General features: G+C 49.1%; 23 protein-coding genes. 3 read left to right on the top strand and 20 right to left on the bottom strand.

Features of this window, described 5'->3' with window-relative positions:
• Window positions 1–183: 183 nt before the first annotated feature.
• The 18 genes from ACO0LF_RS21495 to ACO0LF_RS21410 all read right to left on the bottom strand — a co-directional run bounded on the left by ACO0LF_RS21495 (window position 184) and on the right by ACO0LF_RS21410 (window position 17,559).
• Complete coding sequence (locus ACO0LF_RS21495; protein ID WP_423017726.1) at window positions 184–1,092, bottom strand: flagellar brake protein; 909 nt, start codon at window positions 1,090–1,092, stop codon at window positions 184–186.
• Window positions 1,093–1,278: 186 nt separating this feature from the next.
• Window positions 1,279–3,549: an Orn/Lys/Arg decarboxylase N-terminal domain-containing protein gene (locus ACO0LF_RS21490; protein ID WP_423017724.1), complete on the bottom strand. Its 2,271-nt coding sequence runs from the start codon at window positions 3,547–3,549 to the stop codon at window positions 1,279–1,281.
• 324 nt (window positions 3,550–3,873) lie between these two features.
• Window positions 3,874–4,662 carry a MipA/OmpV family protein gene (locus ACO0LF_RS21485; RefSeq protein ID WP_423017722.1) on the bottom strand — a complete coding sequence of 263 codons (789 nt, stop codon included), beginning with the start codon at window positions 4,660–4,662 and terminating at the stop codon, window positions 3,874–3,876.
• A 32-nt stretch (window positions 4,663–4,694) separates the two neighbouring features.
• Window positions 4,695–5,264: a DUF4337 domain-containing protein gene (locus tag ACO0LF_RS21480; RefSeq protein WP_423017720.1), complete on the bottom strand. Its 570-nt coding sequence runs from the start codon at window positions 5,262–5,264 to the stop codon at window positions 4,695–4,697.
• Between the two features lie 7 nt (window positions 5,265–5,271).
• Window positions 5,272–5,754, bottom strand: a complete 483-nt coding sequence (locus ACO0LF_RS21475) for a dihydrofolate reductase (protein ID WP_423017718.1) — start codon at window positions 5,752–5,754, stop codon at window positions 5,272–5,274.
• A 17-nt stretch (window positions 5,755–5,771) separates the two neighbouring features.
• The gene (locus ACO0LF_RS21470) at window positions 5,772–6,566 is read right to left on the bottom strand and encodes a thymidylate synthase (protein WP_423017716.1); all 795 of its coding nucleotides are present in this window, start codon (window positions 6,564–6,566) and stop codon (window positions 5,772–5,774) included.
• A 137-nt stretch (window positions 6,567–6,703) separates the two neighbouring features.
• A complete protein-coding gene (locus tag ACO0LF_RS21465; RefSeq protein WP_423017713.1) occupies window positions 6,704–8,317 on the bottom strand; it encodes a sensor histidine kinase in 1,614 nt (537 codons plus the stop codon).
• Window positions 8,318–8,579: 262 nt separating this feature from the next.
• Window positions 8,580–8,774 (bottom strand): Fe-S cluster assembly protein IscX, encoded by a 195-nt coding sequence (gene iscX, locus ACO0LF_RS21460; RefSeq protein ID WP_423004551.1) that lies wholly within the window; start codon window positions 8,772–8,774, stop codon window positions 8,580–8,582.
• Window positions 8,775–8,814: 40 nt separating this feature from the next.
• Entirely contained in the window at window positions 8,815–9,153 is a 339-nt protein-coding gene (gene fdx / locus ACO0LF_RS21455; protein ID WP_162041509.1) for an ISC system 2Fe-2S type ferredoxin, read from the bottom strand.
• 52 nt (window positions 9,154–9,205) lie between these two features.
• Window positions 9,206–11,071 (bottom strand): Fe-S protein assembly chaperone HscA, encoded by a 1,866-nt coding sequence (hscA, locus tag ACO0LF_RS21450; protein ID WP_423017711.1) that lies wholly within the window; start codon window positions 11,069–11,071, stop codon window positions 9,206–9,208.
• 70 nt (window positions 11,072–11,141) lie between these two features.
• Window positions 11,142–11,645, bottom strand: a complete 504-nt coding sequence (gene hscB / locus ACO0LF_RS21445; protein ID WP_423017708.1) for a Fe-S protein assembly co-chaperone HscB — start codon at window positions 11,643–11,645, stop codon at window positions 11,142–11,144.
• A gap of 11 nt (window positions 11,646–11,656) precedes the next feature.
• Window positions 11,657–11,980, bottom strand: coding sequence for an iron-sulfur cluster assembly protein IscA (gene iscA / locus ACO0LF_RS21440; RefSeq protein WP_241454373.1), 324 nt, complete (start codon window positions 11,978–11,980; stop codon window positions 11,657–11,659).
• Window positions 11,981–12,048: 68 nt separating this feature from the next.
• On the bottom strand, window positions 12,049–12,444 hold the full coding sequence (gene iscU, locus ACO0LF_RS21435) for a Fe-S cluster assembly scaffold IscU (RefSeq protein ID WP_186951509.1): 396 nt from the start codon (window positions 12,442–12,444) through the stop codon (window positions 12,049–12,051).
• Window positions 12,445–12,525: 81 nt separating this feature from the next.
• Window positions 12,526–13,779 (bottom strand): IscS subfamily cysteine desulfurase, encoded by a 1,254-nt coding sequence (locus ACO0LF_RS21430; RefSeq protein WP_423017705.1) that lies wholly within the window; start codon window positions 13,777–13,779, stop codon window positions 12,526–12,528.
• Between the two features lie 16 nt (window positions 13,780–13,795).
• Complete coding sequence (iscR, locus tag ACO0LF_RS21425) at window positions 13,796–14,278, bottom strand: Fe-S cluster assembly transcriptional regulator IscR (protein WP_423017703.1); 483 nt, start codon at window positions 14,276–14,278, stop codon at window positions 13,796–13,798.
• Window positions 14,279–14,382: 104 nt separating this feature from the next.
• Window positions 14,383–14,679 carry a helix-hairpin-helix domain-containing protein gene (locus ACO0LF_RS21420; RefSeq protein WP_423017701.1) on the bottom strand — a complete coding sequence of 99 codons (297 nt, stop codon included), beginning with the start codon at window positions 14,677–14,679 and terminating at the stop codon, window positions 14,383–14,385.
• A 133-nt stretch (window positions 14,680–14,812) separates the two neighbouring features.
• Entirely contained in the window at window positions 14,813–16,324 is a 1,512-nt protein-coding gene (locus ACO0LF_RS21415; RefSeq protein WP_423017699.1) for an aldehyde dehydrogenase family protein, read from the bottom strand.
• Between the two features lie 143 nt (window positions 16,325–16,467).
• Window positions 16,468–17,559, bottom strand: a complete 1,092-nt coding sequence (locus ACO0LF_RS21410) for a saccharopine dehydrogenase C-terminal domain-containing protein (protein ID WP_423017697.1) — start codon at window positions 17,557–17,559, stop codon at window positions 16,468–16,470.
• 152 nt (window positions 17,560–17,711) lie between these two features.
• On the opposite strand from ACO0LF_RS21410, the gene ACO0LF_RS21405 reads away from it, so the two are divergent.
• The gene (locus ACO0LF_RS21405) at window positions 17,712–18,158 is read left to right on the top strand and encodes an Lrp/AsnC family transcriptional regulator (RefSeq protein ID WP_423004535.1); all 447 of its coding nucleotides are present in this window, start codon (window positions 17,712–17,714) and stop codon (window positions 18,156–18,158) included.
• 49 nt (window positions 18,159–18,207) lie between these two features.
• On the opposite strand, the gene ACO0LF_RS21400 is transcribed toward ACO0LF_RS21405, so the two are convergent.
• Together ACO0LF_RS21400 and ACO0LF_RS21395 are read right to left on the bottom strand one after the other, a co-directional pair.
• Window positions 18,208–18,555: a hypothetical protein gene (locus ACO0LF_RS21400; RefSeq protein WP_423017695.1), complete on the bottom strand. Its 348-nt coding sequence runs from the start codon at window positions 18,553–18,555 to the stop codon at window positions 18,208–18,210.
• Window positions 18,556–18,681: 126 nt separating this feature from the next.
• Window positions 18,682–18,996 (bottom strand): hypothetical protein, encoded by a 315-nt coding sequence (locus ACO0LF_RS21395; protein WP_423017693.1) that lies wholly within the window; start codon window positions 18,994–18,996, stop codon window positions 18,682–18,684.
• Window positions 18,997–19,223: 227 nt separating this feature from the next.
• On the opposite strand from ACO0LF_RS21395, the gene ACO0LF_RS21390 reads away from it, so the two are divergent.
• Both ACO0LF_RS21390 and ACO0LF_RS21385 read left to right on the top strand, forming a co-directional pair.
• Window positions 19,224–21,293 carry a hypothetical protein gene (locus ACO0LF_RS21390; RefSeq protein WP_423017691.1) on the top strand — a complete coding sequence of 690 codons (2,070 nt, stop codon included), beginning with the start codon at window positions 19,224–19,226 and terminating at the stop codon, window positions 21,291–21,293.
• Window positions 21,294–21,451: 158 nt separating this feature from the next.
• Window positions 21,452–23,950 (top strand): TonB-dependent receptor, encoded by a 2,499-nt coding sequence (locus ACO0LF_RS21385; protein WP_423017689.1) that lies wholly within the window; start codon window positions 21,452–21,454, stop codon window positions 23,948–23,950.
• The last annotated feature ends 14 nt before the right edge of the window (window positions 23,951–23,964 follow it).

Raw genomic sequence — 23,964 nt, 5'->3', positions numbered from 1 at the left:
ATCCCGGAAAGTCAATTCTAATCCATGCCTATGACAGCAATCGCCATAAAGTGTAACAAACGGTTAGGCCCAGCTTAATTTGTGCATAGGAAGTAAGAAGATGTAATGACCCGGAATGATTGCTATTTCTCTTAACTGTAATTTGCTTAAATGGTAATTTTTTGAGGCATCTGGTCGATTGGTTTAATCCATTTCAGCCAGGGTTTGGTGAACGAATGCTGAAAGTATCAGTTTTGATTGGGCAGAAACATCGATGAATTCAAAACCATGCCTGTATTCCAGGCCATTTTCGGTAGGGGCCTGCGATCGCAAAATGACATTCAGGCTGAGGTATTCATCATTACCTGCTGCGCTAACCTTAAATTTCAGTGTTCCCACATCACCTTTCTTGCCTACCGCTTTTTTGATGACGCCGGCAGCACCACCCATGCTAAGGTCGCCTATCGTGGCGGCCGCCATTTGCTCAGGATCTCCTATGGTCAGGGAGGCGATAATTTTCACAGTTGCCCGTGAGCCCTGGCGTATCGTCGTGCACCGTACCTGTTTAGGGTAAGAAATATGCAGGTAAGGGTGAGGTGAATAGACGGATTTGATGGCCGAGGCTGTGAATGCATAGGCTTTCTTGCCAGGAAAAGCACGTACGATAAAAGTCTGACCGTCTCGAATGATGACTGCCTTGCCATCCATGCTTGGTGCCGTGACCATGATGGACATGTTTTTGACAAAACCTATCAGTCTGACTGTGTAACGCATGGCAGTATGGTCATGGACTTGCAGGTAGAGTGTTTCGCCCACATTCCAGCGCACGCTATCAAGCTCCATCAAGATATCTTTATGGGCATCTTGCGGGGAGGGGGTGCTACTGCCTGGAGAGCCTGACTGCGATGAAACGGGCTTGGAAATTGGCGTCATCTTGGACGGTATAGTGTCCCACATGGCGTCTGGATTGCAATAGCCGTGCTCCAGCAAGCCGTCCAATTGATGCTGGCTTTCTACCTTGACACCAGAAGCCATCAACAAATGGCCTTGCTCGTCATAGATAGGCCAGGGTACGGCCTGACCCACGCTGATCTCAGCGTGCTTGATTGGCATTAGTCCTGTTGCACCACCCATGTCTTGTATCCGTAATGTAACGTACTGATTTGATTGTATATCGAAAGTCAGAGCAAATTAAGTGCGATGTTGCTCGTTTGTATAATAAAAAGCACTTATTGCCTTTCTCTGACAATAAGTGCTTTTTAAGGAGCTAGATCTGACGATTAAATGACTAAAGCCGCTTCATTTGCCTGTTTCAGCCGTGGATTTGACGCAATCAACAAAGTAACCACGTTTGCCGTCAATTTCTGCTTTGACCAGGCCATGGCAATCGGTTTCGAAGCCAGGGAAGCGTTCATTAAAGTCGCGCACGAAACGCAAGTAATCAACAATAGTCTGATTGAAGCGTTCACCAGGAATCAACAGTGGAATACCAGGTGGATACGGCGTCAGCAAAATGGCAGTAACGCGGCCTTCTAGCTCATCAATCGATACCCGCTCAGTTTCGCGGTGCGCCATCATGGCAAAAGCATCGGATGGTTTCATCGCTGGCTGCATGTCGGACAAATACATTTCTGTTGTCAGGCGTGCCACATCATGCCCTTTATAGGCTTCATGTATACCTTGGCACAGATCCTTCAAGCCCACACCTTCATAGCGGGGATTTGCAGCAGCAAACTCTGGCAAGATGCGCCACATAGGCTGGTTCTTGTCATAGTCGTCCTTGAACTGTTGCAAAGCAGTCAGCAAAGTATTCCAGCGGCCCTTGGTAATGCCGATGGTGAACATGATAAAGAAGGAATACAGGCCGCATTTTTCAACGATAACGCCATGCTCAGCCAGGTATTTGGTGACGATAGAAGCGGGGATGCCCGTTTCGCCAAACTTGCCTTCCAGTGACAAACCAGGTGTCACGATGGTAGCCTTGATCGGGTCGAGCATGTTGAAGCCTGCCGCCAGTTTGCCAAAGCCATGCCAGTCATCTTCGGCACGTATCATCCAGTCTTCGCGTGAACCTATACCGTCTGCCGCAAATTCCTCAGGCCCCCAAACCTGGAACCACCAGTCCTTGCCCCATTCCTGATCCACTTTGCGCATGGCGCGGCGGAAGTCCAGTGCTTCAAGTATGGATTCTTCTACCAGTGCTGTACCGCCCGGTGCTTCCATCATCGCTGCGGCGATATCGCAAGAGGCAATAATCGAATATTGCGGCGATGTCGAGGTGTGCATCAGATAAGCTTCATTGAAGCTGTCGCGATCGAGTTTGCGTGTCTCGGATTCGCGCACCAGGATTTGTGATGCCTGCGAAATACCAGCCAGCAATTTATGCGTGGACTGGGTAGAGAAAATCATCGATTTTTTGGCACGTGGTCGGTCTTTGCCTATGGCATGCATGTCTTTATAAAAGTCATGGAAAGTCGCATGTGGCAACCAGGCTTCATCGAAATGCAGGGTGTCGATTTCGCCATCCAGCAAGTCTTTCAATACTTCGACGTTGTACAGCACGCCGTCGTAAGTGGATTGCGTAATGGTCAGGATGCGCGGTTTCTTGTTTTTGGCTTCACGCGCAAAAGGATTGGCTTCTATCTTCCTTTGTATGCTTTCCATGCTGAATTCTTCCAGCGGGATAGGACCGATAATACCTAGATGATTCCGTGTAGGCATCAGGAAAACTGGTATCGCACCACACATGATGATGGAATGCAGGATAGATTTATGGCAGTTACGATCCACCACGACGATATCGCCCGGAGCTACCGTGGAATGCCAGACCATTTTGTTGGACGTTGAAGTACCGTTGGTCACGAAGTAGCAATGATCTGCATTGAAAATGCGCGCTGCATTGCGTTCGGACGCGGCGACCGGGCCAGTATGATCAAGCAATTGGCCCAGTTCTTCTACCGCATTGCACACGTCGGCGCGCAGCATGTTTTCACCAAAAAACTGGTGGAACATCTGGCCTATAGGTGACTTCAGGAAGGCTACGCCACCGGAGTGACCGGGGCAATGCCAGGAGTAAGAGCCATCATTGGCATAGTGCACCAGCGCACGGAAGAACGGCGGTGCCAGACCATCCAGGTAAGAGCGGGCTTCGCGGATGATATGGCGCGCCACGAATTCTGGCGTGTCTTCAAACATGTGAATGAAACCATGCAATTCGCGCAGGATGTCATTTGGGATGTGGCGAGAAGTGCGGGTTTCACCATACAGGTAAATCGGGATGTCCGCATTCTTGTAGCGAATTTCTTCTACAAAGGCACGCAGGGATTTCAATGCGTAATCTGTCTCTTCATCGGTGCCATCACCAAATTCCTCATCGTCAATCGAGAGGATAAAAGCGGAAGCACGTGATTGTTGTTGGGCAAACTGGGATAAGTCACCATAGCTGGTGACACCCAATACTTCCATGCCCTCTGACTCTATGGCATCAGCAAGTGCGCGTATGCCAAGACCAGAGGTGTTTTCAGAACGGAAGTCTTCGTCAATGATGACGATGGGGAAGCGGAATTTCATGGAGGTCTCCAAAAAAGCTTGTTACAAGGGAGACGCCTGGGCAAGTTAAATCAACCGCTTGCGCGCCGAAAAATTCAAAGAAGCGAATTCTCTCAGATATGGGCTGGCTAATGTGAAAAAATCGCAGGTTTTTGGCTGGAAATGTAAAATTTCATCTGATTGTCATCAAATCAGGAATTGCGCCATATCTTGCTTAGTAAAAAGCGCATGGAGATAAATTTTATTCAATAAACCCAGATAGTTGCATGAACAAAGTGTGCAATAAAAAAGAGTACTCAGTTCATCGCCGAGCACTCTTTTTCACAACATATTCCGTATAGCTTGTCAGAAGCGATAGCTGGCTGCAGAAAAGATCGTAACTGGGTTCTTCTGGAAGACAAAAGGGCTTCTGCCTGCATCGCCATTGAGACGGCTTACCGATGCGCCTGTGGTCAATGACCAGTTATTGTCTATCGTCCAATGCCAGCTTGCGCCCAGTTTAATGTCTGAGATGCCTGACGATGGAGTGAATTGCGCATAGCCACTGGCTGCAGATTGTGCTGCATTTACGCCAAAATAAGATTGCATATAGGCGCTATTAACCCAGTTTGCGCCTATGCTGGCAGATAAGCGGTGTTGCGGGCTTATCAAGGTGGTTGCACGTGCGCCGAAACTGACTTGCACGCCGTTGTGGTCAACCCCTGATCCATATCGTATCGATGAAGCTAAAGAGAAATTCTGATCGAGGTTGAAATTCAGGAATGCGCCAGGTTCGATTGTGGTATTGACATCACCCAGGCCGCGAAGCTTGACTGAGCGTGATTCGTCGCGAGGGGCCTCCAGTGACATGCGCAAGCCATACTGCACACTGGCATCTTTGGAAAAATTATAGCCCAGGCCATTCACTGCACTGAAGAAGGCACCATTTTTCCATTGCGCATCGAACATGGGATAGGCGGCCAGACGGCGCTCATCAGAGCCAGTGTACTTAGGTAAGCTAAGTGCCGCCGCACCCAGGGAGAAATTCACATCCTTGGGTAAGTAGCTAGAAGGAACCAGTTGCACAAATTGTGCGGTCTGCGCTCCTGCAGAGCAAGCCACCGCCAATAATGTGATACCCAGTAGTTTTTTCATTATTTTTTTCTCACTCTACTATTCTACTATTTCTATATATGCAGCGAGGCAAGCCCAGCTAATACCACACCCACGCCAGCCACGCCATAGGAGGCATATTGCAGCCATTTTTTCTTGGTCAGCAAAGTGATTGCTGCCAGGGAAATGGCAATTTGCACGGCTGTCATTGCCTGGGCCCAACGATGGTGCTGGTGCAAAGCTTGTTCAGACTTCTCTTCAAATGCCAGGCTTTCTTTTTCCAGTGCCTCTGCTTTTTTCTTGATGTCTTCTTTTTCTAATTTGTAGCGTTCAACTTCAGCTTTGTACTTTGTCGCATCCGAGCCAGGGATAACCATTGCCAATTCTGCCAGATTTTGCTTACTGGACTTGGACTGGTAATAATTCCATTGGTTCGATGCTTCTGTCTTTTTAATGGCAGAATCATTTTTGTACATGGCGGCATCATTCTGTGTCGCACCACCCTCGTAGCCAAACAAGGCACCTACAGTTGCCATAATGGCAGTCATTACCGCAATTTTACTGGCAAAATCATCATTGCCGTGGGCTGCATGTTCCAGTTCGTGGTCATGCGGGCCGTGTACGTGAAATCCATGTCCTGACATAGTAATCCTAAATCTTTTTATAAGTGACAAATGCGAAGTGCAAATTATTTTCTTGGGAGTAATGTTTTTCTCTTCCCGTCTCTTTCCATATTAGCGGATTGATTACTGGGAAAAAAGCATCACATGCAAATTCCTGTTGTATCTCAGTCACGATCATCTCGGCAGCCAGATCCATGCTTTGCTGATAAATCTGTGCGCCACCAATGATGAAGGCCAATTCATTGCTTAACAAAGCACGGGCTTCATCCAAAGAGGCAACAACTTCAACCCCCGCATGTTGCCAGTCAGGATTGCGCGTAACGACAATATTGCGCCTGTTAGGCAATGGCCGACCTATGGATTCAAAGGTCTTTCTGCCCATGACGATGGCGTGGCCGCTGGTGGTACGCTTGAAATGGGCGAGATCCTCAGGCAAATGCCATGGCAATTTGTTATTGATGCCTATGCCTTGTTTGCTATCCGTTGCAACAATAATACTTAAAGATGACATGCTCATGAATCCAGGGTTTACACTGCAACAGGTGCTTTGATTGCGGGGTGGAATTGGTAATTGGCAAACTCAAAATCATCAAATTGATAGTCAAACAGGGATTCTGGTTTGCGCTTGATCACTAATTGAGCCAATGGCAAAGTGCTACGTGATAATTGTTCGTTAACTTGGTCCATGTGATTCGAATACAAGTGGCAGTCCCCGCCTGTCCAGATGAAATCACCCACTTCCAGGCCAGTTTGTTGCGCCACCATATGGGTCAGCAGGGCATACGACGCTATATTGAAGGGTACGCCCAAAAAGATATCGGCACTGCGCTGATATAGCTGGCAAGATAATTTGCCGTCAGCAACATAAAACTGGAACATCATGTGGCAAGGTGGTAGCTTCATCTGCGGTATGTCTGCGACATTCCAGGCAGAGACGATGAGGCGGCGCGAGTCTGGGTTGCTGCGTATCTGCTCTACAACTTGCTTGATCTGGTCTATGTGTTCGCCAGAGGGTGTAGGCCAATTGCGCCATTGGGAGCCGTATACAGGGCCAAGGTCACCATTTGCATCTGCCCATTCATTCCAGATCGAGACGCCATTGTCAGTCAGGTATTTGATATTGGTTGAACCTGCCAAAAACCAGATGAGTTCATGGACGATGGATTTGAGGTGCAGTTTTTTGGTCGTCACCAAAGGGAAACCCTGGCTCAAGTCAAAACGCATCTGATAGCCAAATACGGACACAGTACCTGTGCCGGTTCTGTCAGTTTTTTGAGTGCCGTGTTCTTTCACATGGCGCATGAAATCAAGGTATTGGTGCATGGTGCTTAATTAATTATTATGTTGAATTGCTATCTTATCCAAGGCGCTAGTATACCTTAGGGCAAGAAAAAACACTCGGAGATCATTAATAGTCTGGCTCCTGGCGGAGCCAGCTAGTGCAAAGAAGGCTATTTGGACTAGCGCTTGCTCAACAGGGGATTGCTGGATTCAGGCTCACCTGGCGCCACCAGTGGTAGCTTGATTTCAAACCGTGTGCCTTGTCCGACTACACTGGTCGCGTGGATGCTGCCGCCAAGTACATTGGAAATGATATTGAAGGTGATGCTCAAGCCCAGGCCACTGCCACCCTGGCCAAATTTGGTGGTGAAGAAGGGCTCAAAAATTCTGTTAATAATTTCTGCCGAAATTCCCTTGCCATTGTCTTCAAAGATGATGGTGACATGGTCGCCTTGTTGTTCGGCAGTGCAACGCATATGACCTTCTTCACGACCTTCGAGACCATGCGCGACTGCATTATTGACCAGATTGGTGAAAACCTGACCCAGCAAGCCTGGATAACTGTCGAGCTGTATTTCTGATGGAATATCAAGTTCCAGTGTGAAGGGCGTCTTGCGCAAGCTGGAGTGGAGCAGGGCTGTGAGTTCCTGCAACATAACCAGCAAGGCAAACTGCCTGCGCTGGGCGCTGGACTGGTCGACTGCAACCTGCTTGAAGTCACCCACCAGATGCGCGGATTGCTGGAGGCCGCGCAATAGCAATTTTGTTGAATCAACGGCGGTCGTCGCATAACGCGTCAGGTCAGATCGTTTCATCTTGCCTTCTTCTACCATCCTGACCAGATTGCGGGTTTCTTCTTCCAGTGTACTGGCGACAAGCAGGCAATTGCCCAGGGGAGTATTGAGTTCGTGAGCAACGCCAGCCACCATGGAGCCCAGCGCCGCCATACGTTCTACCCTGGCCAATTCTGCTTGCGCAGAATTGACATTGGTTAAGGCGGCTTCCAGATTTTGATTAACTGTTTCCAGCTCTTGCGTGCGTTGCCTGACCTTGGACTCCAGGGTGCCCGAATATTCCAGCAATTGCTGATTCTTGATTTCCAGTTCACCAAAAGATCTTTGCAGCGCTTGGCGCGTTGCTTCCAGGCTGGTGGCCAAATGACCCAATTCATCTTCGCGATTCAGTGCGATAGGATCATTCAACTCGCCATTGGCCAGGCGATCAGACTGGCCCATCAATATTCTTACTGGTTGCACCAAGCGCCATTGCAGGACAACGAGGATAAACAGGATGGCCAGTATCAGCGATAAGACGGCAGTCGTCACATAACGGCGGAAGTCAGAAGCAAGACTTTCTTGCAGCAAGTCTTCCGCCAAAGTCAGCCTGACCTGGCCTATGACTTGCCCGCCATGCTTGATCTCTCTGACCATGCTGGTGAACGGGCCTTTCTGGGTCTTTTTTCGTGTATCGTTCTTGATGAATTCCTTGCGGTCGGGCAGGGTAATGACTTCGATGGTGGCTACCCTGGGGTCAGAGTACACGACTTCACTGGAGATATTGGCAATCTCAGGCGTGATCTGCCACAGGGGTTCACTCAAGATCACAGAGAGAATTTCGACCAGGCGATTATGATCTTCTGCGTTTCTGAGTTGGGCCGCAGTTTCTATGGTGTGCAGATGGTAAGGGATGAGTATGGCAGCCGGGACGGTCAATCCGAATACGACAGCCAGAATAATCGCCAGTCTCAGCGTAATTCGACTGCGTAGCGCAGATAAAAGATGTCGAAACTGCATTGCAAGGTCCTTGTGCAACACTTCCCGGTAGGTATAGCCGGCGAATTTAAGTGTTATTTCTCGCCAGACATTCATTTACAGATCAGACACGGATACACAGTTTAATGATCGCACAAACAATTCTAAAATACTAAAAGGTTTTTTGCGTTTCAGCAAGTTATGATTCTTGCGTGTTTGCTCTGTGTATCCAAATGTCCAAAAACAATGAAATGATTGCCGGGACCCTGAATGAACTGGTATGTGTTTATAAAAAAGGACAGATTTATTTATTCTCTTCTATCCAGGCCATTTGTATGGCTTCGAGTATCTTTTCACCACCCCGTGCATGATCGTCATCAAACTCTTCCAGGTCGACGATCCAGTTGTGCAAGTCAGTGAAGCGTACTTTCAATGGGTCAACATCAGGGAATTTATCGCTGAGAGCTTCGGCGATTCTGAAGGTGTCTGTCCATTTCATCCTGAGCCTCACTTAAAAGCAAGCGCATAACAAACCAGTATTAATGATTTTCGCGTGCGTGGTTGATCGTGTATTTCGGGATTTCTATCGTGATATCCTGCTTGCCCAGCTTAACCTGGCATGACAGGCGTGAAGTCGCTTCCAGTCCCCAGGCTGCATCCAGCAAGTCTTCTTCGTCATCAGTAGATTCATTCAATGAATTAAAGCCTTCACGTATTACCACATGACAGGTGGTGCAAGCGCAAGACATTTCACAGGCGTGTTCGATTTCGACATCGCTTTCAACCAGGGCTTCGCACAGCGATTTGCCTTCAGGCGCATCAATGACAGTTCCTTCTGGGCAAAGCTGGGGGTGAGGCAAGACAATAATTTGTGGCATGTTGTTCTCGTAATCTAGCTATTTGAAGATGTAGGTGCGCCGCTGTGAGCGGTCAGACTATTTCATCCAGTTTTTTTCCGGCCAGTGCACTGCGCACACTTTGATCCATACGGCGCGCGGCAAATTCTTCCGTGCCATCGGCAAGAGCGGTGATGGCGGCATGAAGTAATTGATGATCTTTGCCATTTTTTAACCCGGCGACCTGGTCCATCAATGCCTTGATCTGTTCTTGCTCCGTACTGCTTAGTAACTGGGCATCGCCACTCAAGGCGGACTGGGTCGCCAGCAAAATACGTTCAGCTTCGACGACTTCTTCGCGCAAGGCGCGCTCTTGCATGTCGGCATCTGCTGATGTGAAAGAATCTTGCAGCATGCGTGTGATTTCATCATCGGCCAGGCCATATGATGGTTTGACCGTGATTGCGGCTTCTACGCCAGAGCGTAGTTCGCGCGCTGACACTGACAGCAGCCCATCGGCATCCACCTGATAAGTGATGCGTATGCGGGCAGCACCGGCAGCCATGGGAGGTATGCCGCGCAGTTCAAAGCGTGCCAGCGAACGGCACTCGCTCACCAGTTCACGTTCGCCTTGCACGACATGAATGGCCATGGCAGTCTGACCATCCTTGAAAGTGGTAAATTCTTGCGCACGCGCACAGGGGATGGTGGAATTGCGTGGGATGACTTTTTCAGCCAGACCACCCATGGTCTCCACGCCCAGTGACAGCGGGATGACGTCCAGCAGTAGCCAGTCATCGCCAGGAGCGCGATTGCCTGCCAGCAGATTGGCTTGTATTGCGGCGCCCAGTGCCACGACTTTGTCAGGGTCAATATTGGCCAATGGCGTGGTCTGGAAAAATTCGCCGACAGCCTTGCGTACATGTGGCATGCGTGTTGCACCACCTACCAACACGACGCCATCAATATCGTCCACAGTCAGGCCAGTATCGCGCAGGGCTTTGCGGCAAGGAGTGGTGGTTTTTACTACCAGGTTTTGTGTCATCTCGGCAAATGCCGCTGCACTGATCTGCAAGTGGACAGATTCGCCAGAATTGAGTTTTGCATCAATAAAGGTAGAGGGCTTGTTAGACAAGATTTCTTTGGCTTCACGTGCCTTGATCATCAGGGCGCTGGTATCCTCGTCAGACAAAGGTGCGAGTTTGGATTCCTGCAAGATCCAGCAAAACAGACGGTGATCAAAGTCATCACCACCCAGGGCAGAATCGCCACCAGTAGCCAGAACTTCAAATACGCCTTTGCTCATTTTTAAGATGGAGATGTCAAAGGTGCCGCCACCCAGATCATAGACGGCATAGATACCTTCTGAAGAATTGTCCAGGCCATAGGCAATTGCTGCAGCGGTAGGCTCATTGAGCAAACGCAGGACATTCAGGCCTGCCAGCTTGGCGGCATCTTTGGTTGCCTGTCTTTGTGCATCATCGAAATAGGCTGGAACGGTAATGACAGCGCCAACCAGATCATCACCCAGGGCATCTTCTGCCTGCTGGCGCAGCGTAGCCAGAATTTGTGCGGATACTTCTACCGGGCTTTTGATGCCAGCCACAGTCTTGATCTGCACCATGCCTGGCTCATCATGAAAATCATAGGGTAAATTCTCGGCATAGGCGATGTCTTTCAAGCCGCGGCCCATGAAGCGTTTGACCGAGGCTATGGTATTCCTGGGGTCATTGCTTTGTTCAGTCTGGGCCTTGAAACCGATATGGGCATGGCCATTTGGCAAATAGCGCACTACTGACGGCAGCAGAGGGCGCCCCTCCTCATCATTCAACACTTCGGGAATGCTATTGCGTACAGTCGCAACCAGTGAGTTGGTAGTGCCCAGATCTATGCCTACTGCCAACCTGTGCTGGTGTGGAGCGGTGGACATGCCAGGTTCAGAAATCTGCAGTAGTGCCATGGTGAGAGGGGATGGCTAAGCATCCAAAAAGGGCAAATCAGCAATGGCAGATTTGCCGGGTTATTCGAAATTACTCTTCGAGCGCAGCGATATCGGCAATAAATTTTTCCAGAAACATGCAAGTGCGGATTTGCAATGCAGCCTCTTCAAAATTACCCAGGTCTATCGAGTTGCCAACCGCATGCAATTGCGTTCTTAAGGCGCTATTCAGTTCACGCTCAAGACGTAGCAAGGTAGCTTCGTTATTATCCTGACGCGCCTCATCAAAAGCTTCGCGCCATTCCATCTGCTGCATCAAAAATGCGCCGGGCATGGAAGTATTGGATTCTGTCTGTAAATCCACGCCTTGCAATTCACACAGGTAGCGTGCGCGCTTCAGTGGCTTCTTGAGGGTTTGATAAGCTTCATTGGCCCTGGTTGCCCATTGCATGGCAACGCGTTTTTCAGCTTCGCTGGCTTGCACAAACTTATCGGGATGCACCTGATTTTGCACCTCACGGTAAGCTGCATCCAATTGTCCCTGATCAAGTGCAAACTGCTGCGGTAACTGAAACAGCTCAAAATGATTCTGCATCTGCGCCAGCCTTAAATCCTGAAGCTTTCGCCACAACCGCATTCGTCCTTGACGTTGGGGTTGTAGAATTTAAAGCCTTCATTCAAGCCTTCGCGGGCAAAGTCCAGCTCAGTGCCGTCGATGTAAGGCAAGCTCTTGGGGTCTACAAATACCTTGACGCCGTGCGATTCAAAAATTTGGTCATCACTGCCAATTTCATCCACATACTCAAGCTTGTAAGCCATGCCTGAGCAGCCAGTTGTACGTACACCAAAGCGCAGGCCTATGCCCTTGCCGCGACGCTCCATATAACGGGTCACATGTTTTGCCGCTTTTTCTGTGAGTGTGATAGCCATATTTATTCCAGTTTTTTGCTACTAAACTTTTGTTGCCGGTTTTCTTGAAGCGAATCTTGAAACTAATTTCAGGCGCTTTGTTCAGCGCTATGCTTGTTTTTGTAATCCAGCACAGCAGCTTTGATCGCATCTTCCGCCAGGATGGAGCAGTGGATCTTCACCGGAGGCAGTGCCAGTTCTTCAGCAATCGCCGTGTTCTTGATTTCCAGGGCTTGATCCAGTGTCTTGCCCTTGACCCACTCAGTCACCAGGGAAGAAGAGGCAATCGCCGAACCGCAGCCATAAGTCTTGAACTTTGCATCCTGGATAACGCCATCAGCGCCTACCTTGATTTGCAATTTCATCACGTCGCCGCAAGCAGGTGCGCCGACCATGCCTGTACCTACTGTGTCATCGCCTTTTTCAAAAGCGCCGACATTGCGTGGGTTTTCATAGTGATCCAAAACTTTTTCAGAATAAGCCATTTTGATGCTCCTTATTTTCTTACGTGCGTTTCTTGCATGTGTTTCTCAAATGCGTTTTTTAAATACGCATTCAATATTGAATTAATGTGCAGCCCACTGGATAGTGGAGATATCGATACCGTCCTTGTACATATCCCAGAGGGGTGACAATTCACGCAACTTGGCAACCTTGGTCTTCAGCAGATCTATCGTAAAGTCGATGTCCTCTTCTGTCGTGAAGCGGCCTATGGTAAAACGTATGGAGCTATGCGCCAGCTCATCGCTGCGGCCCAGTGCGCGCAGGACGTAGGACGGTTCCAGGCTGGCAGAGGTGCATGCTGAACCGGAAGATACTGCAATATCCTTGATCGCCATGATCAGGGATTCGCCTTCAACATAGTTGAAGCTGACATTCAGGTTGTGCGGTACACGGTGTTCCATGTCGCCATTGACATAGGTTTCTTCAATTTCTTGCAAGCCTTTTGCCAGGCGGTCACGCATGGCGCGTACGTGTGCCAGTTCGCTTTCCATTTCTTCTTTAGCGATACGGAAGGCTTCACCCATGCCAGCAATTTGATGAGTTGCCAGTGTGCCGGAACGGAAACCACGTTCATGACCGCCACCGTGCATCTGAGCTTCCAGGCGTACACGTGGTTTGCGGCGGATATACAGCGCGCCTATGCCTTTCGGGCCGTAGGATTTGTGGGCAGAGAAAGATACCAGATCAACCTTGGTATTTTCCAGATCGATATGCACTTTGCCAGTTGCCTGTGCTGCATCGGAGTGGAATACTATACCTTTTTCACGGCACAGTTCGCCAATTTCAGCGATAGGCTGGATGACGCCAATTTCATTATTGACCCACATCACGGATACCAGGATGGTGTCAGGGCGGATAGCCTCTTTCAACTGTTCTACTGTAATCAGGCCATTGTCACCAGGTTGCAGGTAGGTGGCTTCAAAGCCCTGGCGTTCCAGTTCACGCACGGTATCGAGAACAGCTTTGTGCTCGGTCTTGACCGTGATAATGTGTTTGCCCTTGGCTTTGTAAAAGTTAGCCGCACCCTTGAGTGCCAGGTTATTGCTCTCTGTCGCGCCAGAAGTCCAGATGATTTCACGCGGATCAGCATTGACCAGGTCAGCCACTTGCGCACGTGCATCTTCCACCGCTTTTTCTGCATCCCAGCCATACATATGGCTGCGCGAGGCAGGGTTGCCGTATTGTGCGCGCAAGAAAGGGATCATCTTGTCAGCAACACGAGGATCGACCGGCGTTGTCGCCGAGTAATCCATGTAAATAGGGAAATGCGGTGACTTCAGCGTGTCGAGCAGGCTTTTTTCCAAGGGGGCGTTCATTCAAAACTCCAAATATTCAAGAGGCAATGTGGCTGGCATGCGTATGGTGCATGACGACTACATGGTTTTCTGATGCTTTCTGTCTTTGCTGATTGACCAGATCCTGGAGTGAAACAGAATCCAGGTAATCGACCATTTTGGCGTTCAGCGTCGCCCATAGGTCATGCGTCATGCAATGCAAGCCATTTTCATGGTCGCTACCATGGCAATTGCCTTTACCACCACATTGCGTTGCATCAAGAGGCTCATCAACAGCAATGATAATATCGGCAACGGTGACATTCTGTGCCTTGCGGGCAAGATTATAGCCGCCACCGGGGCCGCGCACGGATTCAACGATTTCATGACGACGCAGTTTTCCAAACAATTGCTCAAGATAGGACAGGGAAATGTCCTGGCGCTGGCTGATGGCAGCCAAGGTCACAGGTCCCTTATCCTGACGCAGGGCCAGGTCTATCATGGCCGTCACGGCAAAACGTCCTTTGGTGGTCAGTCGCATATATTACTCCGGGGATACTCCACGCTAGAAAAAGCTGAATGCCCTGAGTTGTTGAGCATTTTAGTCAAGTATAGCAAACTTGAGTAATCTTGTCAGGAATAGGCTTATAGTGAAGAGGGAGATGCCAGATGGGCTTTGCGTTCTGCGGTGTAATGCCACCATGCCTGAGGTGGTTCACCATCCATGAATTTTACTATGGAAATGAAAACGTCGTAGACGCAGGGGTCATGCCTGACCTTGGTCACAGCACAAAGCTCGTCATACATCTGGTAGGGATTGCGCCCTATTAGTTGCTGTGGTGCAGTAATACCCAGCAGGTGCAAGTCGGCAACCGTTGCCTTGCCTACATTTGGCAGTTGCTCCAAGCGCTTGATGTCCTTGCATGTGAGTGCTTTTTTCATAAGTCTTTTGTTGCCCTGACTGGTCGGTTCGCTGAATATGAAATTCTAAGACTAATTTCTACTCCTATAAAGTCAAAGACCGCCAATAGGCGGTCTTCTTAATGCTAACTACCCCTAATTAATTTGATCTGTATCAAATATCAAAGCTGATGCCTTGTGCCAACGGTAATGAATTACTGTAGTTGAAGGTATTGGTCGTCCGACGCATGTAAGCTTTCCATGCGTCAGAACCAGATTCACGGCCACCGCCAGTTTCTTTTTCACCGCCAAATGCACCACCGATTTCTGCGCCAGAAGGGCCGATATTGACATTGGCAATACCGCAGTCACTGCCTGCAGCTGAGACAAAAGTCTCGGCTTCACGTAGATCTGTCGTGAAGATAGAAGATGACAAGCCTTGTGGCACTTCATTATTCAAGCTGATAGCTTGCTGCAAATCGCTATAACGCACGATATACATAATAGGCGCAAAGGTTTCATGGTGCATGGATGCAGTCTGACTTGGCATTTCTACCAGGGCCGGACTGACGTAAAAGCCGTTTTCATTGCCAGCAACGACTATGCGATCACCGCCAAATACCTGGCCCTGCTCGGATTTGGCAATTGCCAATGCGCTTTGCATGGCATCAAAAGAGCCTGCATCAATCAATGGGCCGACCAGTGTCGTCTTTTCCAGAGGATTGCCGACCGGCAGGCCTGCATAGATTTTCTTCAGGCGTGGTACCAGGGTGTCATAAATACTGTCATGCACGAACAGGCGACGCAGGGTAGTGCAACGCTGTCCGGCAGTGCCTACTGCAGAGAAAGTGATGGCACGAACGGCCATTTCCAGATCGGCACTAGGAGCAACGATCATCGCGTTATTGCCGCCCAGTTCAAGGATAGTGCGTGTCAGACGCTTGGCGCAGACTTCAGCAACCTGGCGCCCCATGCGGGTGCTACCGGTGGCGCTGACCAGGGCAATGCGCTTGTCTTCTACCATTTGCGCGCCAGTATCGCGTGCACCTATGATCAATTCGGCCAGGCCAGCCGGGGCATCGCTACCAAAGCGGGCGACTGCCTTCATGAACAGAGCGTGAGTAGCAATGGCTGTCAATGGCGTTTTTTCAGATGGTTTCCAGGTTACGCTATTGCCGCAGACAAAAGCCAGCGCAGCATTCCAGGCCCAGACGGCAACCGGGAAATTGAAGGCGGAGATCACGCCAACGACACCTATTGGATGCCATTGTTCCATCATGCGGTGACCAGGGCGCTCAGAGGCGATCGTCAGGCCATACAACTGGCGTGACAGACCAACGGCGAAATCGCAGATATCGATCATTTCCTGTACTTCGCCCAAGCCTTCTTGCAAGATTTTGCCTGCTTCCAGGGTCACTAACTGGCCCAGTGCCATTTTATGCGTACGCAGCTCTTCACCAAACAGGCGTACCAGTTCGCCGCGGCGCGGCGCTGGCACATTGCGCCATTGCAAAAATGCAGCATGGGCGCGGTCTACGCGCTGTTTGACTTCAGTGGCTGTGTCAGCGCGCAGGCTGGCCAGGTTCTTGCCATCTATGGGGGAGATGCTGTGGATGTCGCTACCCTGATAGTCGCTCAAATTGATATCAAGCTCTTTCAGGATTGCTTGCAAAGTGGTGTTTTCCATCTTGTTTGCCTCGGTACGTTTTTATAAAGGCAGGCTTTCTTTTGGAAAGTCTGCCTTTGTTCAGTTTATTAGGTGGGCGCAATGCCTTCGGTGTATTGTAGCTCTGGCAGCGATTTTATGCCCAGCTCAGCATTACTGCTTGATTACGCGGCGTAGTATTGACCAAAGCGGTTGGCCAAAAAGTCAGCCAAAACAGCTTGTTCCTGACGTACCAGACCATGTTGTGGCAATTTACCAGTAACTACCAGATCAACCATGGCGCAAATGCCAGATGCAGTCGTCAATTGTATGGCAGACAATAATTGACCATTGACTTTTTGCGCATAGATTTTCTTGGCATAGGATTCTTGCTCCAGACGGCCATCACGCATGCCGACGACGCTGACAAACACCAATACTACGTCCTGTTTAGTCATAGGAATGGCGGTTTCCATGACTTCTTTCAAGATAGGGCGGCGTTCCAGTTTGCCCAGTTGCAGGTCGCGTATCAATACTTTGACGATATCGCGGTGACCAGGATAACGCACGGTTTTGTAGTTCAGGTTTTGTACTTTGCCTTCCAGGCTTTCACACAAAGTACCCAGGCCACCAGAAGTATTGAAGGCTTCGTAATCAATACCATCCAAAGAGAAATGCTCGATTTCTTCCAGGGCAGCAGTTTCGCGCAATTGGCCATCAACAATCGCTTCGCAAGGATTGCAATACTCATTGATCAGACCATCAGTGCTCCAGGTCAGGTTGTATTTCAATGCATTGTTAGGGAAGGTAGGCAGGGCGCCGACGCGCATGCTGACATCACGCAGGGTTTCAAAACGCTTGGCTACATCATTGGCCACGATGGAGATAAAGCCTGGTGCCAGACCGCATTGCGGAACAAAGGCACAATCTGCGCCTTCAGCCAATTGTTTGACGATACGTGTGCTTTCCACGTCTTCAGTCAAATCAAAATAATGGGAATTGGCTTCGCGCGCTGCGCCTGCGATGATAGGCGTCAAAAAGTAAGGGCACGCAGACATCGTGACTTTATGGCCACGGATTAACTCTGTCACTGCTGCTTTGTCGCCCAGGTCAGCCTGGACGATGCGGGTATTTGGGAAGCCAGCCTGTTCTACATATTTCAGGCGTTCAGGGTCACGGTCTGCTACGGTGATGTGATAGTCGCCAGTGTGGGACAGCAAATTGAGTATCGCATCGCCAATTTTGCCTGCGCCCAGGAGGATTAATTTAGTTGCCATGTCTGTCTCCAGTGTATGTTTATGTTATGAAAGGAAATGTAAGATTGATACTGAAGTCTAGGCCTTAGTTTTGTCAGTTAATAGCAGCAAAGTTATCGTCATATTGTGTATTTGCGAGATAATATGTCTAAATATTCAGACAAAATGACGAAATGAAACCTGATCTTGATGAGATAGATGACAAAATCCTGGCTATGCTTATGGATAATGCGCGCCTGCCTGTGACTACAATTGCGAAATTGGTGGGCATAGCGCGAACAACGGTGATTGCCCGTATCGCGGCTTTAGAAAAGCGTGGTGTCATCGCCGGTTATGGCTTGAAGCTGAACCAGAAAATGGTGCAACCTGCTGTGCGGGCTTACGTGGGTTTGTCGGTAGAGGCGCGCTACGCTGCTGGATTGATCAAGTATTTGCAGCAATTGCCAGAGACTGAGACCCTATGCGCAGTCAGTGGCGCAATTGACTATATGTTGACCTTGCGTTGCAGCAACACGGAAACACTGGACAAGTTACTGGATCAAATAGGGGCGCTGGATGGCGTCAGGCAGACTTCGACTTCGATCATCCTCAGTAAGAGAATCGACCGAGGCGCCTTATAAACTAAGCATGGCCCCGAATTTCAGGACATTCGGGGATAGCCTAATGCAATTAAGTGCTGCTAGCCGATTTGGCGTGAGATTTCTTATCGTCTGAAGCCGTTTTTTTGGACGCGGCTGGTGCTACTGGTGCTGGCTGTGCATTATCAGAAAATCGTTGATTGGATTGCTGCAATATTTGCAGGTGCACAGACGCACGATCAACGCCACTCCTGTCGAGTTGTAAGGGGGCTGGGGTGTTTGCTGTTTGTATCGGTGCTTCTTGTATTACTTCTGTCGTTTTATCTTGAGCTTCATTCTGAGTGGGGACGGAAGCCGCGAACATGAAATCTTGTGAAAATGCAATGCCCGCCAGCAGGCTTGACGACAGTAAACACAAGAATATAGATTTTTTTAACATGATTGCCTGCAAAATAATGAGTGCTGCGACTAAGTATTGCGAGTATCAAGAGTAACTACCTTGAGTAGCTACACGACAATTCAATGATGCAAATTGTGCAAAAAGTAGATTTTTGAATGGTTGATATTAAACAAGCAATTGTGGTTTCTTATGTACCCGTACTTTTGCTTGCTGTATCTGTCTGTCGTGCTGGTCAAGAGCAAGCTTTTCTTCAATCGTCAGGCGTTTCGCCGCAATGAAGACCGTTTGCATCGTATTGCCAGCTTGTTCGACATCAAAAGCAATTTTTTGCTGTTCTGTCAGTCTTTGCGCTGTTATCGTGACTGTAAGTAGACTTGTTTTCGAAGCAAGTTTATTGATATAGGTAGCCACTGACACTATGGTAGCAGCAAATACACAAATGGTTAAGAGTGTTAAATTAGTTTTCTTGATGCTATTCATGCCGTCTCTCCTGAGAGTTTCATGTGGTCTTGCAATGTAGACACTTTAAGCAAGTGGCTCCATATCAGCTAGAGCAATGCGACGAAATGCAGAAACTATGTGATGAGATTCAAAAAATGGAACATGAACAGTAGCGCTTTCCTTAAAAAAGACTGGTGATTTTTGCTATTTGAGGCGTTGCTGATGGATACTGTCAGCTTGTCAGAAATTGAAGGCTAGGAGTGCGCATGCTGGGGAAAAGAAAGATAAAACAATTTTTTTTGCTACTTGGGGCTTGGCCCGCGCTAGTTCATGCGCAATTGCCAGCCTGGGGTGATTACCCCGCTTTACCCAAGCTGGTTCCTACAGGACAAAACGAAGCAGACGCTGATCCTTATCGCTTCCTGGAGTCACTCAGTGATCCACAAGTGCGCACCTGGATGAAAAGGCAAACGGATTTCGCAAACTCGACACTGACCCGTATCAGTGGGCGCGATGCCTTGCTGAAGCGACTCAAAGCCTTGCAAGCAACGGAATTTGGAGCCGGCCGTTTGCTGGAGGTGCGTGGTATGCAGTTCTTTGCTCGCACCACTGCAGATAACCGACAGCAGTTATTCATGCGCAATGCAGCAACCAATGCCGAGCGTTTGCTGATATTGACAGAGCCGGGGCAAAGCCTGGGGTTTTTTACACCTTCGCTTGATGCTGCTTATGTTGCCGTTGATTTGGTGAGCGCAGGGCGTCAAAGGCATGGCTTGCGCATTATCAAGACCAGCGATGCGAGCATGCTCAAGGATAGTCTGGACAATATTGCGGCAGACAGTAAAGACATCGCCTGGAAGCCTGACTCCAGTACCATTTATTATCGCAAATCTTCAGCAAAGCCAGTTAGTGATCGCGGCGCAATCTGGCAGCACCTGCTGGGAAGTAAGCTGGAAACGGACTTGCCTGTCATTGGCCCTGGAGTGAGCAAGAGCAGGCGCTTTACTGTCAGCGATGTCGTGGCGATGAAAGCCAGCGCAAATTCTCCTTATCTATTGGCTGAGGTACAGCATGGGCAGAACCAGGATCGTAGCCTCTACATTGTCAAGCAAGATCAGTTAAAAGGCGCTGCAACTGCATGGCAAAGGCTAGCCAGTCCTACTGACAAAGTCAGAAATTTTTGGCTGGCAGGTGAGCAGCTATACCTGTTATCGAGGAAGAAAAAAAACACAGGAGCCATACTCAAACTGGATTTGAAAACGCCGCAATTGAGTGCCGCCAAGGAAATATTGCCAGCCAGTAGTGATGAATTGCTGGATATGGCAGTCGCAAAAAACGGTTTATACATCCATGCAGCAGAGGCTGGCTATAGCAAACTCATGAAAACTGAGCTGGATGGCACGAAAAGGGAAGAGCTGAACTTGCCATATGCAGGGCGCGTTACTGAATTAAATGCGGATGGTGAGAATGAAGGCGTACTTTTTGTGCTGGAGGCTGCCAATTCCGCAGCTTTATCTTATCGTGCCCTGGCTGGCGGACAAATCAAGAACGTGGAAGTGTTTCGTTCGCCGCAAGTCGGTTTTCATCGTATTGCCAGCAAGAATTTGAGTATTGCAAAACCGGGCAGCAACCAACCAATAGCGCTGACGCTTTTATATCCGCAAGGCATGGAACTCGATGGTAAACGACCTCTGTTGCTGACAATCGAAACTGGCAGTGGTTTATCCAAGCTGGCCAGGTTTGATGCCTTACGCCTTGCCTGGCTGGAGCAGGATGCGGTAATGGGCATCATTTCTCTTCCCACAAGTGAAAATTCCAAGCAGAAAACCTCTGGTGATGGTCTTGATGAGTTCCTTGTCGTGGCTGATTACCTCGTGAATGAAGGCTATACCAGCCCCAGTAAATTGGTAGCGCAAGAACCTAACCCAGGCAAACGCTGGCTGGTACAGGCCATCAGTCAGCGCCCGGAATTATTTGCAGCAGTGCAAAGTGCATCCATGCAATCTGAATCTTCGGGCATGAGTAAGTCTCGCAAGTCGACTGTGGCTGACAAGGCCAGATTGATAAATGCCAGCCCCTACTTGAGTTTGCGTGATGGACAGGCTTATCCCGCCACGTTGTTATCTGCGCGTTTCGGTCAGGCTGATACGCCAATCTGGATGAGCAGCAAGTTCATTGCGCGCCTACAGACAGCAAATGCTAAAAAAACCAGGCCAGCATTGTTTCGTACGGACTTCGCCAATAGCTGGAAATACGATGCATTAGCTGAGCAGGCAGATAATTGGGCATTTTTGCTGTGGCAAACTGGGCATAAGGGATACGCTATCCAGCCCTGAACGGCCATCTAATCATGTAGCTGTAGTATTCGCGGGCAGATTGCCCGTGATTCACTAATGTCATCCCGGGGCCACACTAGCGATGATATCTTTTTGCTTATTTCATATTTATTGTATTATCTATAATTAAATTATGAAAATAGCAAATATGTGAGGCTATGAATTCCTTATTTATTCCCAGGCACATTACCTGGCCCCTGATGGCCCTTGCTGTATTTCTTGGCAGCTTCACCCAGCTTGCGCGAGCCGCAAATGAAACCATAGTCAGCCCTACAGTTGAAATCATAGGCGTTACTGTTTTACCGGGAATGGGCTTAAGCAAGGAACAAATTCCATCTGCGATACAAACGGCCACCAGTAAAGACCTGGATAAAAGCGGCGCACTGAATATTTCGGATTTCTTCAATCGCTACCTGGGTAGCGTGCATGTCAATGATGTTCAGGGTAATCCCTACATGAATGATGTAAATTACCGCGGTTATACCGCATCTCCTTTGCTGGGTACGCCTCAGGGTTTGTCAGTCTATCTTGATGGAGTGCGCCTGAACCAGCCATTTGGAGATGTTGTTATGTGGGATTTGATTCCCAAGGCAGCGATTTCTTCTGTAACCCTGATGTCAGGATCAAATCCACTATTTGGATTGAACACACTGGGTGGCGCGCTTTCCCTGCAAACCAAGGATGGCAGACATGATGCTGGAACATCTTTGGAAGCAGGTGCAGGGTCTTATGCGCGCAGAATGATCAGCATGGAACACGGTGGGGCTAATCAGCAGGGCTGGGATTGGTACTTTGCCGCGAACCAATATCAGGAAGATGGCTGGCGCGATGCCTCGCCTTCGCGGCTGCAGCAATTCTTTGGCATGCTGGGCTGGCACAATGAAAAAACTGAACTCAAGTTAAGTTATGCCTGGGCCAACACCCAGATGACAGGCAATGGCTCGCAGGAGCAGCAGTTGCTGAATGAACGCTATGCTAGCGTATTTACCCTGCCTGACGTGACAAAAAACCGGGCCAGTTTTGTGAACCTGGAAGCCAGAAGCAATCTTAGCGACAAACTACTATTGTCTGGCAATGCCTACTACCGTAATACCCGCACAGCGACCACGAATGGTGACCTGAATGAAGATGCCCTGGGAGAGTCCGTGTATTACACGGGACAGGCGGCCGATAAAAACTGGTTGCTGGCGCATGGCTATAGCCCAGTGAATGAAAGCAGTAATAGCAGGACCAGTGCGACTTTTGCTTTCCCTCGTTTACGCTGTATTGCCCAGGCGGGCACGAGTGCTGAGCCAAATGAAAAGTGTACGGGTATTGTGACCAACACTAATACCCGTCAGCAAAACTATGGTCTGAGTGCTCAGCTTAGTTCAGTGAGTAAAGTTGCTGGATATGGCAATCAGGTAGTCGTTGGCGCTGGCTATGATGCCAGTCGTACCAGTTTTAATCAGGCCAGCCAGTTTGGCTACCTCAATCCTGATCGTAGCATTACCACTGTCAATGCTTATGCTGACGGCACACAGAACTCTGAAAATGCTTTTGACCAGCGTGTAGCTCTGGATGGGCAAACAACTACCTGGAGCTTGTTTGGTAGCGATACTTTATCTGTGGCAGATGCCTGGCATTTGACGCTTTCGGCTCGCTATAATAAAACCAGTCTGAAAAATACTGACAAACTTTATCCCTATAATAATGCCACGACCAAGGGTAGCCAGCGCGGTTCTCTCGATGGTGAACATAGTTTCCGGCGTTTCAATCCGGCTGTTGGCCTCAGCTATGTGCCAAATCCTTCCATGAATCTTTATGCTGGTTATAGTGAAAGCAGCAGAGCACCCACTTCCATAGAGCTGGGTTGCGCTGATCCTGATTTTGGATGCAGGCTGCCGAATTCCATGGCAGGTGACCCGGCGCTGAAGCAAGTGATTTCCAAAACCTGGGAAGCTGGCTTGCGCGGCAAGTTGCCAGGAAAGATTTCATGGAATGCAGGAATATTTTGGGGGCAGAATCAGGACGATATACTTTTCGTCGCTAATTCTGCCGCGACTGGTTATTTCAAGAACTTCGGGCAAACCAGACGTCAAGGGCTGGAGCTGGGCATTTCCGGTGAACAAGATAATTTCAATTACGGATTGAATTACACCTGGATGAAGGCGAGTTACCAGAGCGCAGACATCTTAGGTGCGCAAAACAATAGCGCTGCAAATGTTAATGGCAGCATCTCAGTCAAGCCAGGCGACTTGATACCGCTGATCCCGCAACAGGTTTTTAAAGCGCATGCCGATTATGAATTCAATACTCACATTTCTACGGGGATGGAGATGCTAGCAGTTGGCAAGAGTTTTGTGCGAGGCAATGAGAACAATGCTCATGTATCTGATGGTCTAAGAGGTTTTGGCACCGGAACTCTGCCTGCGTATGCAGTAATTAACCTGTCTGCCAGCTACCGACCTGTTCCAGGCTTGAAATTTTCCATCAATGTCAGCAACGTGTTTGATCGGCACTACTACACGGCGGGTCAACTCGGGCCATATGCTGTTACGCCGAATGGCGGATACAGTAATTCTGATGTGAAAGGGACGACTTTTTACACGCCCAGCGCACCGCGCATGATCTGGCTGGGTTTGCGTTATAGTTTTGGCGGGACAGAAAAAGACTGAAGCACTTTGCAGTG

This window comes from Undibacterium sp. Di27W (assembly GCF_049340345.1).
Classification (GTDB): Bacteria; Pseudomonadota; Gammaproteobacteria; order Burkholderiales; family Burkholderiaceae_D; genus Undibacterium.
Note: the sequence above shows the minus strand (reverse complement) of the source record. Positions and strands in the feature narration are given on the sequence as shown.

Bases quoted from the DNA above. Each gene is read 5' to 3' on its own strand.
- ACO0LF_RS21495 (WP_423017726.1), bottom strand. From the start codon at position 1,092: ATGCCAATCAAGCACGCTGAGATCAGCGTGGGTCAGGCCGTACCCTGG.
- ACO0LF_RS21490 (WP_423017724.1), bottom strand. From the start codon at position 3,549: ATGAAATTCCGCTTCCCCATCGTCATCATTGACGAAGACTTCCGTTCT.
- ACO0LF_RS21485 (WP_423017722.1), bottom strand. From the start codon at position 4,662: ATGAAAAAACTACTGGGTATCACATTATTGGCGGTGGCTTGCTCTGCA.
- ACO0LF_RS21480 (WP_423017720.1), bottom strand. From the start codon at position 5,264: ATGTCAGGACATGGATTTCACGTACACGGCCCGCATGACCACGAACTG.
- ACO0LF_RS21475 (WP_423017718.1), bottom strand. From the start codon at position 5,754: ATGTCATCTTTAAGTATTATTGTTGCAACGGATAGCAAACAAGGCATA.
- ACO0LF_RS21470 (WP_423017716.1), bottom strand. From the start codon at position 6,566: ATGCACCAATACCTTGATTTCATGCGCCATGTGAAAGAACACGGCACT.
- ACO0LF_RS21465 (WP_423017713.1), bottom strand. From the start codon at position 8,317: ATGCAGTTTCGACATCTTTTATCTGCGCTACGCAGTCGAATTACGCTG.
- iscX (WP_423004551.1), bottom strand. From the start codon at position 8,774: ATGAAATGGACAGACACCTTCAGAATCGCCGAAGCTCTCAGCGATAAA.
- fdx (WP_162041509.1), bottom strand. From the start codon at position 9,153: ATGCCACAAATTATTGTCTTGCCTCACCCCCAGCTTTGCCCAGAAGGA.
- hscA (WP_423017711.1), bottom strand. From the start codon at position 11,071: ATGGCACTACTGCAGATTTCTGAACCTGGCATGTCCACCGCTCCACAC.
- hscB (WP_423017708.1), bottom strand. From the start codon at position 11,645: ATGCAGAATCATTTTGAGCTGTTTCAGTTACCGCAGCAGTTTGCACTT.
- iscA (WP_241454373.1), bottom strand. From the start codon at position 11,980: ATGGCTATCACACTCACAGAAAAAGCGGCAAAACATGTGACCCGTTAT.
- iscU (WP_186951509.1), bottom strand. From the start codon at position 12,444: ATGGCTTATTCTGAAAAAGTTTTGGATCACTATGAAAACCCACGCAAT.
- ACO0LF_RS21430 (WP_423017705.1), bottom strand. From the start codon at position 13,779: ATGAACGCCCCCTTGGAAAAAAGCCTGCTCGACACGCTGAAGTCACCG.
- iscR (WP_423017703.1), bottom strand. From the start codon at position 14,278: ATGCGACTGACCACCAAAGGACGTTTTGCCGTGACGGCCATGATAGAC.
- ACO0LF_RS21420 (WP_423017701.1), bottom strand. From the start codon at position 14,679: ATGAAAAAAGCACTCACATGCAAGGACATCAAGCGCTTGGAGCAACTG.
- ACO0LF_RS21415 (WP_423017699.1), bottom strand. From the start codon at position 16,324: ATGGAAAACACCACTTTGCAAGCAATCCTGAAAGAGCTTGATATCAAT.
- ACO0LF_RS21410 (WP_423017697.1), bottom strand. From the start codon at position 17,559: ATGGCAACTAAATTAATCCTCCTGGGCGCAGGCAAAATTGGCGATGCG.
- ACO0LF_RS21405 (WP_423004535.1), top strand. From the start codon at position 17,712: ATGAAACCTGATCTTGATGAGATAGATGACAAAATCCTGGCTATGCTT.
- ACO0LF_RS21400 (WP_423017695.1), bottom strand. From the start codon at position 18,555: ATGTTAAAAAAATCTATATTCTTGTGTTTACTGTCGTCAAGCCTGCTG.
- ACO0LF_RS21395 (WP_423017693.1), bottom strand. From the start codon at position 18,996: ATGAATAGCATCAAGAAAACTAATTTAACACTCTTAACCATTTGTGTA.
- ACO0LF_RS21390 (WP_423017691.1), top strand. From the start codon at position 19,224: ATGCTGGGGAAAAGAAAGATAAAACAATTTTTTTTGCTACTTGGGGCT.
- ACO0LF_RS21385 (WP_423017689.1), top strand. From the start codon at position 21,452: ATGAATTCCTTATTTATTCCCAGGCACATTACCTGGCCCCTGATGGCC.